We start from the raw sequence: 16,153 nt of genomic DNA on the forward strand, positions 1-16,153 counted from the left end.
CAGGTCGAACGAGACGTGGTAAGGGGAAGCAGATTGTCCCTGTTGTTGGAGTTCTTCGGCCTGACGGTGCTCGCCGTGACGCACATGGACACGTCCGAGCTGGCCTTTCTCTTCGGCCCTCACCTGGTGAAGGCCGGAAAACCGCAGCTGACCGTGACGCTCCACAGCAACGAGGCGTCCGGCGGGGAGCTGCTGGTCCACCGGGAGGACGGGGTGCTGCTGCAGCGCCGCGCGTTCCGGGGGTGGGGAACCATGCCGCCGCCCATCCCGCCGTTCAGCGTGCTGGAGGACCACTTCCTGGTGATGCGCGCCGTCGTCATGGCCAAGGGTGACACGACGGTCGCGCTGATCGGCAGCGCCTGCTCGCCCTGCGCCGAGGTGGCGGTCTCGCTGGCCGCGCAGTCCTGGCGGCCGGTCTCGGGACAGCTCCTCGTGGTCGACCGGGCCACCGGGCACACGCTGCCCTTCCACACCCCGCTGGACCTGCGCGGCGACGCCCTGGACGCGGCGAGGGAGAGCGGCCTGATCGGCATGGAGGCCGCGCCCGGCATCTGGCGCCAGGCCCGGCCGACGCTGGCGGGGCCGTCCGTCCTGGTCCGCCCGGAGCGCCTGGGCACGCCGGTCCCGATCACCGCCAGGCTCGCCCCGCCCACGCTCATCAGGCTCTGCCAGGGAGACAGCGACCGCTGCAGGCTGGAGCTGTCCGACTTCCAGGCGCACGTCTGGCCCCCGGCCGCCACGGACCTGGCCGGCGCCCCCCGCTACCGGCTGCTCATGCCCGAGTCCGGCGGCGCCGAGGCGGCCGCGGTCCTCATCGACGACAGGCTCCAGAAGGAGTTCTCATGCCCCGGCGGCTCTCGTACGGCCCTGGAACGCCCTGCTGGGTCGATCACATCACCGTCGATCCGACCGGCGCGAAACGGTTCTACGGTGACCTCTTCGGCTGGGAGTTCGTCAAGGAGAACGGCCGGGGCTACCACCTGATCACCCTGCGGGGAGAGATCATCGGCGGGCTCGGCCCCAGCCCGATGGGCCCGGCCTTCGGCTCGTCCTGGAACGTCTACCTGGCCTCCAAGGATCTCGCCCGCACCCGGGACGAGGTCGGGCGCCTGGGCGGGCGCGTGGTGATGGGCCCGGTGCCCGCGGGCGGCAACGGGCGCCTCTGCCTGGCCGTCGACCCCGCCGGCGCGGCGGTCGGCTTCTGGGAGGGCGGCACGGACGAGGGCGTGGTCCTGGTCGACGAGCCCGGCGCCCTGTGCGCCGCAGAGCTGCACACCCCCGCCCCGGACACGGCGGCGGAGTTCTACCGGAGCCTGTACGGCGGGACGGACCAGGTGATCCACTCCTCTCCCCGGAACGCCTGGGTGCCCTTCTTCGGTGTCGCGGACCCGGCGGACCTCGCCGGCCCGTCCGGCGGGGCGGTTCCCTCGGTCTCGGCCGACGAGGCCGGCGAGGCCGACCGGACGGACGGGACGGACCGGATGGACCGGGTCGTCAGGGCGGCGCAGGCGGCCGGGGCGCGCCCGCTGGGGGGCGGCCTGTTCGCCGACCCGCTGGGAGCGATCTTCGGCCTCTCCGTGACCGCCTCCTTCACCGTGGATCACCCCGCCGATCACACCACCGACCATCCCACCGGGTCCTCCGGCGGCTCCGCGGCGGATCCCGCTATCAACTCCGCCACCGATCCCCTCGCCGCCCCCGCCCCCCGTGGCTGACGGAAAATGAGCATCAAAATGCGTACAAATGCGTATTAACTAATTTTGTCCCCTCCTGCGAGAATTCGCCGAAGTGGTTACACGTGGGAAGGAACTTCATGGCGCCTGACGTAGTGGTGATAGGCGGGGGTCCCGCCGGATCGATATCCTCGGCCCTGCTGGCGCGGGCCGGTGCCCGGGTCCGCCTGCTGGAAAGGGACACGTTCCCGCGATACCACGTCGGGGAGTCGATCGCCTCCTCGTGCCGCGCCATCATCGACCTCGTCGGCGTACGGGAGAAGATCGAGGCCCGCGGTTACACCGTCAAGGAGGGCCTGCTGCTGCGCTGGGGCGCCGAGAAGGACTGGACCATCAACTGGCCGGACCTCTTCGGCGACCAGGTGCGCTCCTGGCAGGTCGACCGGGCCGACTTCGACGACGTGCTGCTCAAGCACGCCGCCGAGCAGGGCGTCGAGGTGATCCACCAGGCCCAGGCGAAGAAGGTCCGTTTCGACGAGGGCCGCGCGGTGGGCGTGGACTGGGTGCTCGACGGGCAGGAACGCTACAGCGCGGCCGACTACGTGATCGACGCCTCCGGCCGCGCCGGAGTGCTCTCCGCCCGGCACTTCCGCGACCGCACCCAGCTCGACGTGTTCCGCAACGTCGCCATCTGGGGGTACTACCAGGGCGGCGACCTGCTGCCCAGGACCCCCCGGGGCGGCATCAACGTGATCTCCTCCCCGCACGGCTGGTACTGGGTCATCCCGCTCAAGGGCGACGTCTACAGCGTGGGCTTCGTCACCCACCAGGACAACTTCCTGGCCCGCAAGCCGGAGTTCTCCTCCACGACCGAGATGTTCCTGGCCCTGGTCGCGGAGTCGGAGACGGTCGCGGAACTGATCTCCGGCGGCACGTTCCAGGGAAAGGTCCGCGTCGAGCAGGACTTCTCCTACTCGGCCGCCAGTTTCTGCGGCCCCGGCTACTTCCTGGCGGGCGACTCCGCCTGCTTCCTGGACCCGCTGCTGTCCACCGGCGTGCACCTGGCCATGTACAGCGGCACGCTGGCCGCGGCGTCCATCCTGTCCGCGCACGCCGGGGAGGTCACCGAGTCCGAGGCTCTGGGGTTCTACGAGTCCCTGTACCGCAACGCCTACGGCCGGATGTTCTCCATGGTCGCCGGGTTCTACGAGCAGTACCGGGGCAAGGCCGAGTACTTCTGGCTGGCGCAGCGCCTGGCCAGGGGCCAGTACCCGCAGCTCATGCAGAGCAGGGGCGCCGCGGTGGCCCCGGACAGCGCCTTCGCCTCGATCACCTCGGGCCTGACCGACCTGGACGACGCCACCCGCTCCGGCGGCGCGGCCCCGCTGGACGCGATGGTGCTGGCCACCGAGCTGACCGCGCAGAAGACCGTGGCCGCGGGGACCCCCGCCAAGGACCTCGGCGCCCGCTTCGACCCGGCGGCCCCCGAGCTGTACCTGGTCACCGAACCCCGGCTGGGCATCGGGCGCGTCACCGAGCCGGCGACGCCGCGCTGACCCCACGCACCCGGACGGACGAGGACCGCGCCGACCGGCGCGGTCCTCGTCCGTTCGGCGGGTGGCCCGCTCGTCCGGCAGGGCCGGGAAGACGTCCGGCAGGGCCGGGGGTCAGGGCGTCCGGCGGGGAGCCCGGCCGCCTCGCGGGTGGTGCGGACGTCCGGTCAGAGGTCGAGGGCGGCGGCCAGCTGGTGCCGCCCGCGGATGCCGAGCTTGCGGTAGATGCGCCCCAGGTGCGTGTCGATGGTGCGCTTGCTCAGGCAGAGCCGCTCGGCCACCTCCAGGCTGCTCATGCCCTGGCGTACCAGCTCGACGACGCGCTGCTCGGCGGGGGTGAGCAGGATCTGCACCCGGCCCTCCGGCTGCCCGTGCGAAAGACCCTGCGGCAACCCCTGCGGCAACCCCTCCGACAGGGCCTGCGGACCGCCCTGCGCCCGCGAGGCCTCCGGCGCGTGGCCGGCGACCGCCGACGGCTCGGCCGCGATCGTCCGGGCCGCGGCGTGCTCGCCCAGCGCGGTGTACGCCCTGGCCGCGTGCGCGCGCCAGGGCAGGCAGGTGGGGTTGGTGATCCCGCGGGCCGAGAGCCGCTGCCCGCAGTCGAGGAACAGGCTCAGCGCGGTGACGTGATCCTCCGCCGCCGCGGCGACCATCCCCTGGGCCTCCCGGATCAGGCTCTTGATCAGGGGATGGGCGTCCACCGGGATCGTCACCTCGCGGACCAGCGCGGCGGCGTCCGGTACCTCGCCCATCTGGATCAGGGCGCGCGCGCCACAGGCACGGGCCGCCGAGGTCAGCGCGCTCGCGCCGATCCGCTCGGCCCCGGCCCGCGCGTCGATCGCGTCCCGCAGGCCGGCGGCCGCGTCGCCGCGCCGGTAGGCGACGTCCGAGCGGATCAGCAGCCCGATCACGCGCAGCTCCGGCTGGTGCCAGGCGCGGGCGTGCTCCAGGATCCGGGAGCACGTCGCCAGCGCCTCCTCGGGCCGGCCGGTCCAGGCGAACGCCAGCGCGGCGCCCACCAGCCCGCTCCCGTCCGAACGGCCCAGGTGGGCGCCTCCGAGCGCGGCCCGCGCCGCCAGCCGCCCGGCGGTGCCCGGGTGCCGCCCGCCCGCCGCGACCATCGCCGCCAGCGCGCCGGAGAACTCCCTGGAGGCGGCGTCCGGCGGGCCCGTCACGGCCATCCGCGCCGCCTTGCGCAGCCCGGCGCGATGTCCCGCGAGCAGGACCTGCGTGCCCAGGCGGAGCAGCGACTCCCGCGGCGGGTCCGGCGTGGCCGCCAGTTCCTGCACCACGGCGACGAACGGCCTGGCCCCCACCGTGCTGGCGGCCAGCGCGGGGCTGGCCAGGTACAGCAGCGACCTGGCGGGCTCGACGGTGTCGGGGGCGCCGGTGACCAGCGCCTCGGCGTGCCGGGCGCAGGAGTCCAGGTCGTGGTGGAGCTCGGTCCTGGCCAGTTGCAGGGTCAGCTCGTGCACGACGACGGGGTCGTCGGAGCAGGACAGCGCGCGGCGCAGGTAGCGGGCCGCGTCGTCGTACCTGCGCGCAGTGACCGCCTCCGTGGCCGCGGCGCGCAGCACCGGGATCCCCCAGGCCGAGGTGGTGAGCATCAGGTGCTCGGCCGTCTGGGCCGCCGGCGCCCCCGTCCTGGCCAGCAGCGCGGCCACCCGTTCGTGCAGGTCGAGCCGGGTCTGGGTGTCGATGCGCGACAGGGCCGCCGCCCGGACCAGGGTGCTGCGGAAGCGTACGGGCCGCTCCGCGGTGATCAGGCCCGCCTGGACGAGCGTCCGGCGGGCCTGCTGGAGCTCCAGCTCTCCCTGGCCGGAGAGCATCGCCGCCACGTCGACGTCGGTGTCGGGGCCCATGACGGCGAGCTGGGTGAGCAGGTCGGAGGCCACCGCGTCGTCGTCGTGCAGCCATTCGAGCACGGTGTCGGACAGGGCAGCCGCGCCGATCTCCAGCACCCGGTCGAGGTCGGGCAGGCCGGGGCTGACCCTGGCGTGCCGCATCCGGGTGGTCAGCTCGCGCAGCACCCGCGGGTTGCCCTGGGAGATCGTGTGGCAGAACGCGGACAGCTCCTCGTCCGGCGGCGCGCCCAGCGCCTGCCCGACGAAGTCGGCCGTGCAGGTGGCGCAGATCGGCCGGAGCTGGAGGAAGCGTGCGTACGGCAGCCTGGTCAGCTCGGCGAGCGGCCCGGACGGGGCGCTCTCGCGCAACGTCGCGATCATCATGACCGGCAGGTCGTCCAGGCGCCGGGCGATGTGGGAGAACCAGCGCAGCGACGGCAGGTCGGCGAAGGACAGGTCGTCGATCGCGATGACCACGGGCTGCTCGGCGACCAGGTCGCGGGTGATGTGGAACAGGTCCGTCAGCAGATCGTAGGTGGCGGCGCCGTCGTCGGTGGCGGCGCGGTCGAACTGACGGCGGGGACGCCCGCCGGCGGACAGCACCGGGTCGAAGAGCTGGCGGACCATCCCGTAGGCGAAACGGCTCTCGCTGGGATGGCAGCGGGCACGAAGCACCAGACTGCGGGAGGGCAGCAGGTCGGTCACGGCACTGAGCAGGGCGCTCTTGCCGATCCCGTTCTCCCCCAGGATCGTCGCGACGGTCGGCCGGCCGATACGGAGCTCGTCGATAGCCTCGCGAAATACAGCCAGCTCTCTGTCCCTGTGGAGAAGGGGGGCCATGCCTCCATGCTCCATTATCGCGATCCGGATCTCAATGATCTTTTTGTTAATGACAGAAAAGCGTACTCCTTGTTGACAGATCACAGTCGTGGAGGCCGTCCGCGTGCCGGGACCCGTGAGCGGGGCGTGACGGGCCCTCCCCCAGGCCAGGACCGATTTTCCTCCGGAGCCGGGTCCGCGCCACCGCCCCGGGCCCCGGGCCGGGTGGCGCCCGCGTCGCCCCCGCCGCCCCGGAGCCCGGCGCCACCAGCGACAACTCCGGGCACTGCCGCCGGGTGACCCGTCCGGGCCGGCGGAAGGTCCCGGGCGGAACCCGGCGCGCGCCCCGGCGCGAGGGGGCCCGGCGGGGCCGCTCCGGAGCGGCACGGGCCCTTACCGATCGTGTCGATACTGAGGCCGAATCATCGATACCTAAGTACCGGCACGGGGATGCGTATGCTTTTTTTACGCATTCTCCCACCCCCTGCCGCCGTGTTTAAATTCGCGTGAAGCCGGTTGTCCGGAAGCGTTGAAAAAGGGGAATGCCGATGGAGAGCCCGCGATTGAAAGCTCATTTCCATGTGGACGTCGTGGACGGCGAGCGGGTCTTCCTCTTCGCCGAGGGCAAGGATTTCCTCGTCCCGGGAAAGGCCGCCGCGACGGTGCTGCCCTACCTCGACGGCCGCAGGACGGTCAGTGAGATCGTCCAGGAGCTGGCCGGGACCCTGCCGTTCACGACGGTGCTGGCCACGCTGCGCCGCTTCGAGATGGCCGGCCACCTCGCCGAGGGCAGGCCCGACCTGCCGGAGGAGGTGCTGGCCTACTGGGACGCGCTGAACGTCGACCCCGCCGCCGTCGTCGCGGGCGCGCCGGTCACCGTCTCCGCCGCCGAGGGGGTCGACCCCGCCCCCGTCCTGGAGGCCCTGGCCGCGCTGGGACTGACGGTGCACTCGGGCCCGATCGACGAGGTGCCCGCCGAGGGGGTGTCGGTGGTGCTCGTCGACGACTACCTCGACCGCGCCCTGGAGCACCGCAACACCCTGCAGCTCGCGGCCGGGCGGCCCTGGCTGCTGGCCCGGCCGGGCGGCGTCAGCCCCTGGCTCGGCCCCTTCTTCGACCCCGACCACACCGGTTGCTGGTCGTGCCTGGAGCAGCGGCTCGCCGGCAACCGCCAGCTGGAGCGCTACCTGGCCGGCAAGCGCGGCGAGCAGGTGCCCTACAACCCGGTACGGGCGCGGACCGCGGCCGGACCGCTGGCGCTGTCCGGGATGCTCGCGTCCGAGATCGCCCGCATCGTGGCGACCGGCGAGCCCGGAGCGATCTGCGGCACCATGGTCACCCTCGACATGAGCACCCTGGAGACCGCCAGGCACGCCCTCATCCGCCAGCCGCAGTGCCCCTCGTGCGGCGTGCCGGTCGAGCGCAACCCCAAGATCGTGCTCGCCTCCCGTGAGGCGAGCCACACCACCGACGGCGGCTACCGCGTCGACAAGCCGCAGCAGACCCTGGACCGGCTGCAGAAACACATCAGCCCCCTGCTGGGCGCGATCACCAAGCTGATGCCGATCGGCGACGAGGCCAACGGCCTGACCTACAGCTACGCCGCCGGCCACAACTTCGCCATGGTCAACGACAGCATGGACCTGCTCCGCCGCAACCTGCGCGGCCAGAGCGGCGGCAAGGGACGCTCGGAGATCCAGGCCAAGGTCAGCGCGGTCTGCGAGGCGATCGAGCGTTACTCGGGGGTGTGGCGGGGTGACGAGCCGGTCGTCCGGGCCGCCTTCGCCGACCTGGACCCGGCGACGGCCGTGCACCCGGACCGGCTGCTGCTCTTCTCCGACGAGCAGCGGGCCGGGCGCGCGGAGTGGAACGCCGACCCGGCGCACCGGCTTCAGCTGGTTCCCGACCCCTTCGAGGAGAACGTGCCGTTCGACTGGTCGCGGGCCTGGTCGCTGACCAAGGACGAGGAGCGGCTGGTCCCGGCCGCCTACGCCTGGTACGGCCACCCCGACCTCAACGAGCACTTCTTCTGCATCGGCGACTCCAACGGCAGCGCGGCCGGCAACACCCTGGAGGAGGCGATCCTGCAGGGCCTGTGCGAGCTGGTGGAGCGCGACTCCGTGGCGCTGTGGTGGTACAACCGGGCGCGCGTCCGCGGTTTCGACCTCGACTCCCTGAACGACCCCTACGTGGGCGAGCTGCGGGCCTTCTACGACGGCATGGACCGCGACCTGTGGATGCTCGACCTCACCACCGACCTCGGCATGCCCGTGTACGCCGCGCTCTCGCGCCGCCGCCACGAGGTGGAGGACATCATGGTGGGCTTCGGCGCCCACCCCGACTCGCGGATCGCGGCCTTCCGCGCGCTCACCGAGCTCAACCAGTTCCTGCCGACGATCGAGGGGCGCGACGAGCAGGGCAACACGAGGTACCGGGCGGACGACCCGGGGCTGCTGGAGTGGTGCAAGGAGGCCAAGCTCGCCTCCGAACCCTGGCTGCTGCCCCACCCCGACCTCGCGCCGGTCACCGTCGGCGAGCCGGCCCCCAACGAGCTGGCCGCCGTCGTGCGCCGGTGCGTGGACACGATCGCCGAGGCCGGCTCCGAGGTGATCGTCGTCGACCAGACCCGTCCCGACCTCGAACTGAGCGTCGTCAAGGTGATGGCGCCCGGCCTGCGGCACTTCTGGCGCAGGCTCGGCCCCGGCCGCATCTACGACACGCCGGTGAAGCTCGGCTGGGTCGACCGTCCCACGCCCCAGGAGGAGATCAACTCCTGGAACGTGTTCTTCTGAGACGGGCGGCAGGACACATGAACCCCACCATCGTCTCCCGGTTCCGCCGCGGCGTGTCGTTCACCGGCGAGCACCTCGACCTGGGCGGTGCGCCCGTCCAGCTCAAGGCGCTGACACCGGGGCAGGGCGCGGCCCTGAAACTGCTGTCCGACGGCGACCGCGACGACACCGAACTGGCCGCCGCGGTCACCGCCCTGGACGGCGAGACCGGGCTGCTCCGCTGGCACATGCTGTTCCGCGGGCTGAACTCCTCCGGGCTGGTCGAGCACGCCGTGCGCACGGACAGCACGGACAGCACAGACAGCACAGACAGCACGACCGGTGACACCCACGAGGCCGGTCACGACGGCGACACCCGCGAGATCACCGCCAGGCTGCGCCTGGTCGGCCGGGGGACGACGCTGCTCGCCCCGGCCCCGGCCGGTCCCGCGCGGCTGTCGCGCTTCGCCGAGGCCCGGGTCGTGGACGGCACGCTGACCCTGCAGGCCCCGGGCCGCCACCTGGCCGTCGAGCTGGCGCCACGGGCCGCCGGCCTGCTCGGCGAGCTGGCGGGCTGGAGCACCGGCGTCCCCGCCCCTATCCTGCGGCTGCTGGCCACGGCCGGCCTGCTGGCCCCGGGCGGCCCCGAGGACGACATCGAGACCACCGAGCGTTCCCACGCCCAGTGGAACCCCGGCGACCTGGCCTTCCACGCCCGTACCCGCACCCCCGCCTCGGCCTCCGGCTACGGCGGCACCCACCCCCTGGGCGACCGCTTCCCGCCCGAGCCGGTCTCCCCCCCGCCCGCGGGCATCCGGACGGTCGCGTTGCCCGTACCGGACCTGGAGCGGATCGCCGCCGCCGACCCCTCGCTCACCGAGGTGCTGGAGCGGCGCCGCTCGATCCGCGCCCACGACATGGAATCACCGATCACCCTCGACCAGCTCGGCGAGCTGCTCTACCGGTCCCTGCGCAGGCGGGGCACCATGACCGGCAGCGACGGGCAGGAGCTGGCCGACCGGCCCTACCCCAGCGGCGGGGCCGTGCACGAGCTGGAGGTCTACCCGCTGGTGACGGCGTGCGAGGGGGTGCCCGCGGGACTGTGGCACTACGCGACCGACCGCCACGAGCTGGAACTCGTCGCCGAGCCGGGCAAGGCCACCGCGGCGCTCGTCTCCGAGGCGCGCGGCGCGGCCATGCTGGAGGCCGACCCGCAGGTGGTGCTGCTGGTGGCGGCCCGGTTCGGCCGGGTGATGTGGAAGTACGAGACCGTCGCCTACCCCCTGGTGCTCAAGCACGTGGGCGTGCTCTACCAGACCCTCTACCTGGTCGCCACCGCGATGAACCTGGCCGTGTGCGGCCTGGGCGGCGGCGACACCGCGGCCTTCGCCACCGCCTCGGGGCGCGACCCGCTCCTCGAAGGCACCGTCGGGGAGCTCGTGCTCGGCTCCCGCCCCCCCTTGGAAGGGTGAACCGCGTTGCAATTCCGATACAAGGCCCTGCAACGGGCCCGAGAACCCGATGAACTGGACTCCCCCACGCTGCTGGTGACCCCCCGCGGCTGGATCGCGGTGTTCGTGGTGATGATCACCATGGCGGGCGGGTTGTTCTGGTCGTTCGCCGACGAGCTGCGCATCTCGGTCAGCGCGCCGGGTCTTCTCACCCACCCCGGCGGTACGGCCCGTATCCAGAGCCTGCACACCGGCATGGCCCAGCGCGTCCTGGTGAAGCCGGGCGACGCGGTGACCGTCGGCCAGGACGTCGTGGAGCTGGAGGACTCCGAGGGCTACCTGCGGACGGTGACCAGCCCGTTCGCCGGGCGGGTGGTCGACACCACGATCAGCGACGGCCAGGTCGTCCCGGTCGGCACCACGGTCGCCACGGTCGAGCGGACCGACATCGGCGGTGACCGCCTGGTCGCCATGCTGTTCGTCCCCGCGGACCGGACGGCGCTGATCACCCCCGGGCGGCTGGTCGACCTCTCGGTCGCCACCGCGCCCGCCGCCGTCTTCGGGCTGCTGCGCGGCAAGGTCACCTCGGTCAGCCGCTACCCGCTGACCGAGGAGGCGCTGGCCGGAATGGTGGGCGGCCAGCTGGCCGCCAGGAAGTACAGCGCCGGCCACGCCCCCCTGATGATCATCGTGGACCTCATCCCCGACCCGGAGACGCGCTCGGGGTACGCCTGGTCGACCACGCAGGGCCCGCCCGTGCGGCTCGACTCCCAGGTGAGCGTGACGGCCTCCATCCACATGGGCGAGCAGAGGCCGTTCGACCTGCTGCTCGGGCGCTGAGAAGGAGCCACCGATGACGAACACCACCCTGCCCGCCCCGCCGCCTCCCACGCCCGCCCCCACTCCCGCGCCCGAGCGGGGGCGGGGGCGGCGGCCCTCACGCTCACGCGGCAGGCGCCCCCACAGGGTGCCGACCGTGATGCAGATGGAGGCCGTCGAGTGCGGCGCGGCCGCGCTGGCGATGGTCCTGGCCCACTACGGCAGGCACGTGCCGCTGGAGGAACTGCGCGGCCGGTGCGGGGTGTCCAGGGACGGCTCCAAGGCGTCCTCGGTGATGGCGGCGGCACGCTCCTACGGGCTGGTCGCCCGGGGCTTCCAGGTCGAGGCCGACCACGTGCGCAAGCAGACCGGCCCCGTGATCATCTTCTGGGCGTTCAACCACTTCCTGGTGGTCGAGGGCGTCACGACCCGGTTCGGCCGCACCATGGTCGCGGTGAACGACCCCTCCGGGGGACCGCGGCTGATGGAGTGGTCGGACTTCGACTCCGGCTTCACCGGGATCATGCTGACGTTCGAGCGCGGCCCGGACTTCACGCCCGGCGGCGAGCGCAGCAAGCTGGGCAAGGCGCTGATGCGCTGGCGGCTGCCGAGCGGGCGGGCACTGCCGCTGGTGCTGCTGGCCAGCGCGCTGCTGGTGATCCCCGGCATCGCCGGGCCCGCCTACTCCCGGGTCTTCATCGACCAGGTGCTCAGCGGTCACGCGCCGGACTACCTGCCGGCGCTGCTGGTCGCCATGGCGTTCACCGCGCTGGCCATCTTCGTGCTGACGTCCGTGCAGCAGTTCTACCTGTTACGGCTGGAGATCAGGATCGGGCTGGCCGGATCCGCCCGCTTCTTCCGGCATCTGCTCCGGCTGCCCATCGAGTTCTTCCTGCAACGCCGCCCGGCCGAGGTGTCACGGCGCGTCTCCACCAACGACACCGTGGCCGAGGTCCTCTCCCGCGACCTCACGCTGACGGTCATCAACCTGGTGCTGGTGGTGTTCTACGCGGCCCTGCTGGTCCGCTACGACGTGCTGCTCGGCGTCATCGGCGTCGGCATGGCGGCGCTGAACATGCTGGTGCTGCGCTGGGTCTCCCGGGTGCGCAAGGACGCGGTCTCCACGCTCCGCAACGACCGCGGCAACCTCACCGGCACCACCTTCGCCACGCTCAGCATGATCGAGACGGTGAAGGCCACCGGCGGTGAGCCCGACGCCTTCACCCGCTGGGCGGGCTTCCTGGCCAAGGCCGTGACCGCGCAGCAGCGGCTCGGCGTGCCCACCGCGCTGCTGATCGTCGTCCCCCCCATGCTCGCCACCGTGAACACCGGCCTGATGCTGCTGGTCGGCGGGCTGCGGGTGGTGGAGGGCGTGCTCAGCATCGGCATCCTGGTGTCCTTCCAGACCCTGCTGGCCGCGCTCAGCAGGCCGGTCACCCAGCTCACCAACCTCGGCAGCCGCCTGCAGGACCTCACCATCGACATCAAGCGCATCCAGGACGTGGAGCACTACCCGATCGCCCGCTGCTTCGAGCGCTCGGACGGCGCCAAGGACGGCGTCGCGCTCGGCACCCGCCTGGAGGGGCGCCTCGACCTGGAGGACATCACCTTCGGGTACGGTCCGCTGGCCCCCCCGATGATCCACAACCTCTCGCTGACCGTGATGCCGGGCAGCAGGATCGCGATCGTGGGCGGCTCCGGCAGCGGCAAGTCCACCTTGGGCCGCCTGCTGACCGGCCTGTACGAGCCGCGCTCCGGCCGGATCCTGCTGGACGGGCGTCCGGTGGAGGAGATCCCGCGCACCGTGCTCGCGGCCTCGATGGCCTACGTCGACCAGGAGATCGCCCTGTTCTCCGGGACCGTGCGCGACAACCTGACCCTGTGGAACGACGCCGTCCCCGACGAGGTGGTGTTCGCCGCGCTGCGCGACGCCGCCGTCTTCGACACCGTCCAGGCCCGCGCCGGCGGGATCAACTCCTTCGTCCGCGAGGACGGCCGCAACTTCAGCGGCGGTCAGCGGCAGCGACTGGAGCTGGCCCGCGCCCTGGCCGCCGAACCGACCCTGCTGATCCTCGACGAGGCCACCAGCGCCCTGGACCCAGAGACGGAACGTGTCATCATGGACAACCTGCGCCGCCGTGGCTGCGCCTGCCTGCTGATGGCCCATCGGCTGTCCACCGTCCGCGACGCGGACGAGATCATCGTCCTGGACCGCGGCCGGATCGCCGAGCGCGGCACCCACGAGACGCTGCTCGCCGCCGACGGCCGCTACGCGCGGCTGTTCGAGACCGGGGGCGGCGCGTGATCCCCGCCGAGCTCCTGGGGTCCACCACCAGGGTGGACCTGGGCGACAACCGATTCACGACCCTCGACGACCCCCGGCGGCTGCTGCTGGTCGAGGCCGGCGCGGTGGACCTGTTCGCGGTGCGGACGGCCGACGGCGAACTTGAGGGACGCTGGAACTTCCTGGGCCGGGCGGAGACGGGCACGGTACTGGCCTGGGGGGTGCACTCGGGGCCGCGGCACGTGATCGTGGCCCGTCCGGTGCCCGGCGCCGTGCTCTCCGACGTCCCGGTCACGGAGCTGGGCGGGCTGCCCGCCGACGCGGCCGACTGGCTGACGAAGGGGCTCGGCCACGGCGTCGAGCTGCTCGCGGGCGCGCTGCCCGGCGCCCTGCCGCCCCGCCAGTTCGTCCCGCTGCCCGCCGACGGGACGGCGGAGCTGGACGCCGACACCACCGTGCGATCGGTCGACGGCGTCCTGTGCGTGCGCGTCGAGACGGGCGAGCTGGAGATCGGCGACAGCGACGGCGTGCTGCTCGTCGCGGGCGACGAGGTCTGCCTGACCGAGGGAGAGTGGCTGGTCGCCCGTACCGGCACCCGGCTGCGGGCCCGCACGCTGCGCTCGGTCCTCGATGAGGGCGAGGGGGCGCTCGGCGAGCTGCTGACCGTCCACGCCGTCCGCCTGCTGACCCGCATCGACGCGCGCATCGAGCGCCAGCGCGACGAGGAGCGCGCCGCCCTGGCCGCGCTCAGCGAACGTGACGGCACCGTGCTCACGCAGGCCGTGCGGAGCTTCGACGCCGTGCTGCGCGACACCGACTCCCCGGTACGGGTGGCCGACGTGGCCGCCGACCCGCCCTCCCTGGCCTCGGCCCGGCTGGTCGGGGCCCACCTGGGCTTCGAGGTGCGGCCGCCGGTACGCAACGGCGGCCAGGGCCGTACCGTGGACGACCTGCAGGCGATCGCGATGGCATCCGGCGTGCGCAGCCGCGTCGTACGGCTGGAGGGCCCGTGGTGGAAGAAGGACCTGGGGCCGATGGTCGGCACCCACTCCACCGGCCGCCACGTGGCGCTGCTCCCGCTGAGCCACGGCTACGTGATGGTGGACGACGGGGTGGTCACCCCGGTCACCGCCGTCGTCGCCCGCAACGTGACCGAACGGGCGCACGTGCTGTACCGCCCGCTGCCCGCCACGGTCAGGTCGGTCGGCGCGCTGCTTCGCATGGGCCTGTTCAGCGGCAACCGCGGTGACCTGCTGCGGTTCGCGGCCATGGGGGTGCTGGTCGCCCTGCTCGGACTGATCGTCCCGATCATGACGGGCCAGGTGCTCGGCGTGTTCACGGTCCGGGCCGAGGTCGACCTCATCGTGCACGGCTCCCTGGTGGTGATCGCCTCAGGCGTGGTGATCGCGGCCCTGTCGGTGGTGCAGAACATCGCCGTGCTCCGGATCGAGAGCCGCTCCACCTCCGCCATGCAGTCGGGCCTGTGGACCCGGCTGCTGTCCCTGCCGGCCGGGTTCTTCACCCGCTACTCCACCGGTGAGCTGGGCACCACCGTGCTGGGCATCAGCTCGGCGCAGGAGATGCTGTCGGGCATGCTGACCACGGCCACGCTGGGGCTGCTCACCGGTTCGGCCAACCTGATCCTGGTGTTCTTCTACGACGTGCGGCTGGCCCTGATCGCCATGGTGCTCACGCTGTTCGGGGTCGGGTTCGCCCTCGGCGCCGGGCGGGCGCAGCTGCGCTGGCAGCGGCAGGCCTACCAGCACGAGCAGACGCTGTCGGCCCGGGTCTTCCAGATGCTCACCGCGATGCCGAAGCTGCGCGCCGCCGCCGCCGAGGAGCGCGCGTTCGCCGAGTGGACGCGCGAGGTCACCCGGGGCCGCGCGCTAATCGCCTCGGCCCGGCGCGTGCAGAACGTGGTGACCACGTTCAACGCCGGGTTCCCGCTGGTGTGCACGGCGATCGTGTTCGCCGTGGTGGCGGGCCCGCTGAAGGGCCAGGTACCGATCGCCGCGTTCCTGCCGTTCTTCACCGCGTTCAGCCTGCTGCTGGCCTCCAGCCTGCAGTTCACCGCCGCGGCCGTCACCGCGATGGGCGTGGTGCCGATGATGGAGAACATCAAGCCCATCCTGGAGGCCCGGCCGGAGACCGACGGCACCAAGGCCGACCCGGGCGACCTGTCGGGGCGGCTCGCGCTCAGCCGGGTGTCGTTCCGCTACGGCACCGAGGGCCCGCTGACCCTGGACGGCATCGCCCTGTCGATCGAGCCCGGCGAGTTCGTGGCTCTGGTCGGTCCCTCGGGCAGCGGCAAGTCCACGGTGCTGCGCCTGCTGCTGGGCTTCGAGACCCCGCTGTCGGGAACCGTCCTGTACGACGGCCAGGACCTCGCCGAGCTCGACGTCTCCGCCGTCCGCCGCCAGTGCGGGGTGGTGCTGCAGAACGGCGCGCTGCAGGCGGGAAGCATCCAGGCCAACATCATCGGCAGCAGCACCTACACCATCGACGACGCGTGGGCGGCCGCCGACATGGCGGGGCTCTCCGACGACATCAAGGCCATGCCGATGGGGATGCACACCGTGCTCTCGGAGGGCACCACCACGTTCTCCGGCGGCCAGCGCCAGCGCATCATGATCGCTCGCGCGCTGATCGCCCGACCCCGTATCGTGTTCTTCGACGAGGCCACCAGCGCGCTGGACAACCCCACCCAGAACGTGGTCGCCGAGAGCACCCACCGGCTCAACGCCACCCGGGTGGTGATCGCCCACCGGCTCTCCACCGTGGTGGACGCCGACCGCATCGTGGTGATGGACGAGGGGCGGATCGTCCAGCAGGGCACCTACGAGGAGCTGCTGGCCGTACCGGACGGGCTCTTCGCCCGGCTGGCCACCCGCCAGCTCTGCTGACCGGCGGCCGTCCCGTTCCCGGGGGGGGGAGGCCCG

8 protein-coding genes are annotated in these 16,153 nt (G+C 72.6%); 7 read left to right on the forward strand and 1 reads right to left on the reverse strand.

What is annotated here, in order from left to right; all coding sequences use genetic code 11:
• The first annotated feature begins 33 nt into the window (after nucleotides 1-33).
• Nucleotides 34-984: a hypothetical protein gene (locus ACLQ2R_RS09220; RefSeq protein WP_425958942.1), complete on the forward strand. Its 951-nt coding sequence runs from the start codon at nucleotides 34-36 to the stop codon at nucleotides 982-984.
• A gap of 829 nt (nucleotides 985-1,813) precedes the next feature.
• Nucleotides 1,814-3,229 (forward strand): NAD(P)/FAD-dependent oxidoreductase, encoded by a 1,416-nt coding sequence (locus ACLQ2R_RS09225; RefSeq protein ID WP_425958943.1) that lies wholly within the window; start codon nucleotides 1,814-1,816, stop codon nucleotides 3,227-3,229.
• Nucleotides 3,230-3,393: 164 nt separating this feature from the next.
• Here ACLQ2R_RS09225 and ACLQ2R_RS09230 read toward each other — a convergent pair whose 3' ends face one another.
• Nucleotides 3,394-5,910 carry an AAA family ATPase gene (locus tag ACLQ2R_RS09230; protein ID WP_425958944.1) on the reverse strand — a complete coding sequence of 839 codons (2,517 nt, stop codon included), beginning with the start codon at nucleotides 5,908-5,910 and terminating at the stop codon, nucleotides 3,394-3,396.
• Nucleotides 5,911-6,452: 542 nt separating this feature from the next.
• On the opposite strand from ACLQ2R_RS09230, the gene ACLQ2R_RS09235 reads away from it, so the two are divergent.
• From ACLQ2R_RS09235 to ACLQ2R_RS09255, 5 genes are read left to right on the forward strand one after another with little or no spacing between them, the layout of a single operon-like run.
• A complete protein-coding gene (locus ACLQ2R_RS09235; protein WP_425958945.1) occupies nucleotides 6,453-8,681 on the forward strand; it encodes a TOMM precursor leader peptide-binding protein in 2,229 nt (742 codons plus the stop codon).
• Between the two features lie 17 nt (nucleotides 8,682-8,698).
• Nucleotides 8,699-10,132 carry a SagB family peptide dehydrogenase gene (locus ACLQ2R_RS09240; RefSeq protein ID WP_425958946.1) on the forward strand — a complete coding sequence of 478 codons (1,434 nt, stop codon included), beginning with the start codon at nucleotides 8,699-8,701 and terminating at the stop codon, nucleotides 10,130-10,132.
• A 6-nt stretch (nucleotides 10,133-10,138) separates the two neighbouring features.
• Entirely contained in the window at nucleotides 10,139-10,951 is an 813-nt protein-coding gene (locus tag ACLQ2R_RS09245) for an HlyD family efflux transporter periplasmic adaptor subunit (protein ID WP_425958947.1), read from the forward strand.
• A gap of 13 nt (nucleotides 10,952-10,964) precedes the next feature.
• Nucleotides 10,965-13,235, forward strand: coding sequence for an NHLP family bacteriocin export ABC transporter peptidase/permease/ATPase subunit (locus ACLQ2R_RS09250; protein ID WP_425958948.1), 2,271 nt, complete (start codon nucleotides 10,965-10,967; stop codon nucleotides 13,233-13,235).
• Nucleotides 13,232-16,117 (forward strand): NHLP bacteriocin export ABC transporter permease/ATPase subunit, encoded by a 2,886-nt coding sequence (locus tag ACLQ2R_RS09255; RefSeq protein ID WP_425958949.1) that lies wholly within the window; start codon nucleotides 13,232-13,234, stop codon nucleotides 16,115-16,117. The genes ACLQ2R_RS09250 and ACLQ2R_RS09255 overlap by 4 nt, the downstream gene beginning before the upstream one ends.
• Nucleotides 16,118-16,153: the final 36 nt, after the last annotated feature.

Source organism: Streptosporangium sp. DT93, assembly GCF_049844535.1.
Taxonomy (GTDB): domain Bacteria; phylum Actinomycetota; class Actinomycetes; order Streptosporangiales; family Streptosporangiaceae; genus Streptosporangium.

Coding starts and splice junctions, on each gene's coding strand:
- ACLQ2R_RS09250 (WP_425958948.1), top strand. CDS start 10,965: ATGACGAACACCACCCTGCCCGCCCCGCCGCCTCCCACGCCCGCCCCC.
- ACLQ2R_RS09230 (WP_425958944.1), bottom strand. CDS start 5,910: ATGGCCCCCCTTCTCCACAGGGACAGAGAGCTGGCTGTATTTCGCGAG.
- ACLQ2R_RS09240 (WP_425958946.1), top strand. CDS start 8,699: ATGAACCCCACCATCGTCTCCCGGTTCCGCCGCGGCGTGTCGTTCACC.
- ACLQ2R_RS09225 (WP_425958943.1), top strand. CDS start 1,814: ATGGCGCCTGACGTAGTGGTGATAGGCGGGGGTCCCGCCGGATCGATA.